At 70.6% G+C, this 2,599-nt stretch carries 3 protein-coding genes; all 3 read right to left on the reverse strand.

The window, feature by feature from the left end:
- Positions 1-2,093, reverse strand: a 2,093-nt coding sequence (gene gcvP, locus OOT08_RS04285; protein ID WP_325091332.1) for an aminomethyl-transferring glycine dehydrogenase, incomplete at its 3' end; no start/stop codon positions are given.
- A gap of 8 nt (positions 2,094-2,101) precedes the next feature.
- The gene (gene gcvH / locus OOT08_RS04290) at positions 2,102-2,476 is read right to left on the reverse strand and encodes a glycine cleavage system protein GcvH (RefSeq protein WP_325091333.1); all 375 of its coding nucleotides are present in this window, start codon (positions 2,474-2,476) and stop codon (positions 2,102-2,104) included.
- On the reverse strand, positions 2,473-2,599 hold a 127-nt coding region (locus OOT08_RS04295; RefSeq protein WP_325092104.1), incomplete at its 5' end, for a hypothetical protein. The genes gcvH and OOT08_RS04295, both read right to left, overlap by 4 nt.

Here is a 2,599-nt window from a genome sequence, read left to right on the forward strand (position 1 = left end):
TGCGGGATACAGAAGGTCTTGTGCAGGTTCAGGTGCGAGACGTCGCCGCCGAAGTCGCCGGGCCGGGAGTAGCCGACGAGCGCGTTCAGGTTCGCGCCGTCCACGTACACCTGGCCACCGGCCTCGTGCACGACGCGGCAGATCTCGGTGACCTCCTGCTCGTACACGCCGTGCGTGGACGGGTAGGTGATCATGAGCGCGGAGAGTGCCTCGGCGTGCGCCGCGATCTTCGCGCGCAGATCGCCCAGGTCGACGTTGCCCTGCTCGTCGCAGGCGACGACGACGACACGCATCCCGGCGAGCACCGCCGAGGCCGCGTTCGTGCCGTGCGCGCTCGACGGAATCAGGCAGACCTCGCGCTGGGTGTCCCCGTTGGCGAGGTGGTAGCCGCGGATCGCGAGGAGCCCGGCGAGCTCGCCCTGGCTGCCCGCGTTCGGCTGCAGCGAGATCGTGTCGTACCCCGTCACGTCCACCAGCCAGGTCTCCAGCTGACGAATGAGCTCCAGGCTCCCCGCCACCTCGGGCTCCGGGGCAAAGGGATGCAGCCCCGAGAATTCGGGCCAGGTGACGGCCTGCATCTCGGTCGCCGCGTTCAGCTTCATCGTGCAGGAGCCGAGCGGGATCATGCCGCGGTCGAGGGCGTAGTCCTTGTCCGCGAGGCGCTTCAGGTAGCGCATCATCGATGTCTCGGAGTGGTGGCTCGTGAAGACCTCGTGCGTCAGATACGCGGAGGTGCGGGCCAACCCAGCGGGCAGCGCCCGCTCCGCCTCGGCGGGGGCCTCCCCCGTCACGCCGAAGGCACCGAGCAGGGCCGACAGATCGGCCTCGGTCGTCGTCTCGTCGAGCGAGAACTGCACCGCGTCGTCCGCGAGCCGCCAGAGCGAGAGGTTCTCGGCGCGGGCGGCGGCGAGCACCGCGTCCGCGTCCACGGCGTCAACGACGAGGGTGTCGAAAAACTCCGCGTGCCGGATCGTGTGCCCCGCGCCCCGGAGCGCTTCGGCAGCTCGGGCGGTGCGCGCGTGCACGCCCTCGGCGATCGCGCGGATCCCCGCGGGGCCGTGATAGACCGCGTACATCGCGGCCATCACGGCGAGCAGCACCTGCGCGGTGCAGATGTTCGAGGTGGCCTTCTCGCGGCGGATGTGCTGCTCGCGGGCCTGCAGGCTGAGCCGGTAGGCCGGGTAGCCGTCCGCGTCGACGCTCACGCCGACGAGACGGCCCGGCATCTGGCGCTCCAGGCCCGTCCGGACGGCCAGGTAGCCCGCGTGCGGCCCGCCAAAGCCGAGGGGGACCCCGAACCGCTGGGAGGTGCCAACGACCACGTCCGCACCAAGCTCGCCCGGGCTCTGCAGCAGGGCGAGGGCAAGCAGGTCGGCGGCCACGACGGCGATGCCTCCGGAGCCGGTGATCCCGGCGACCACGGCGCTCGGGTCCCAGACCCGGCCTGAGGCGCCGGGGTACTGGATCATTGCGCCGAAGGCTTCCGGCAGCTCGCCCGTGAAGTCCGTCTCGACGACCTCGATGCCGAGCGGCTCGGCCCGGTGCAGGATCAGCGCGCGCGTCTGGGGCAGGGTGTCCGCGTCGAGCAGGAACACGGACGTGCTGAGCTTCGAGGCCCGGCGCGCGAGCAGCATTGCCTCGACGACGGCGGTGCTCTCGTCGAGCATGGAGGCGTTCGCCGTCTGCATGCCTGTGAGGTCCGTCACCATCGTCTGGAAGTTGATGAGCGCTTCGAGGCGGCCCTGGGAGATCTCGGGCTGGTAGGGCGTGTAGGCCGTGTACCAGCTCGGGTTTTCCAGAACGTTGCGGGAGATCACGGTCGGGGTGTGGGTGCCGTAGTAGCCGAGCCCGATCATGGGGCGGCGCACGGTGTTCCGCCCCGCGAGCGCGCGCAGCTCGGCCAGCGCCTCGGCCTCGCTGGCCGGGGCGGGCAGGACCGAGGTGCGCGGTTCGCGGAAGCGATCCACGCGGATGTCCTCGGGGATGGCGGCGTGCACCAGCTCAGCGAGCGAGTCATAGCCGAGTTCGGCGAGCATGGCGCGCTCGGCGGCGGCGTCGGGGCCGATATGCCGGTCGGCGAAATCGTGCAGCATGACGCCCCTTACTCGGCGACGAGGGCGTCGTAGGCGGCCGCGTCGAGCAGGTCGCCCGGGAGGGCCTCGAAGCGCACCTTGATCAGCCAGGCAGCGCCGAAGGGGTCCGCGTTCACGGACTCGGGGGCGTCGACCACGGCGGCGTTTGCCTCGACTACGGTGCCGTTGAAGGGGGCGATCAGCTCGCCGACAGACTTCGTGGACTCGATCTCGCCGACGACGGCTCCCGCGGTGATCTCGGTGCCGGCCTCGGGAAGCTCGACGAAGACGATGTCGCCGAGCTGCTCGGCGGCGTACTCGGTGATCCCGACCGTGGCGACGTCGCCGTCGACGGTGATCCACTCGTGGTCTGCGGTGTACTGGGCGGAGGTGGGGACGCTCATGAGGTGTGCTTCTTTCGTGAGGTGAAGGGCAGTTCGGTGATGATGAAGTCGTGGCGGCGGCCGCGGATATCGACGCTGAGCGGCTGACCGGGCGCGACGCTGTCGAGGCGCTCGGGATCGACC

Origin of the sequence: Leucobacter sp. M11 (genome assembly GCF_035726885.1) — a bacterium.
In the GTDB taxonomy this organism is placed as follows: Bacteria; Actinomycetota; Actinomycetes; order Actinomycetales; family Microbacteriaceae; genus JAPFRB01.

Coding starts and splice junctions, on each gene's coding strand:
- gcvH (WP_325091333.1), bottom strand. CDS start 2,476: ATGAGCGTCCCCACCTCCGCCCAGTACACCGCAGACCACGAGTGGATC.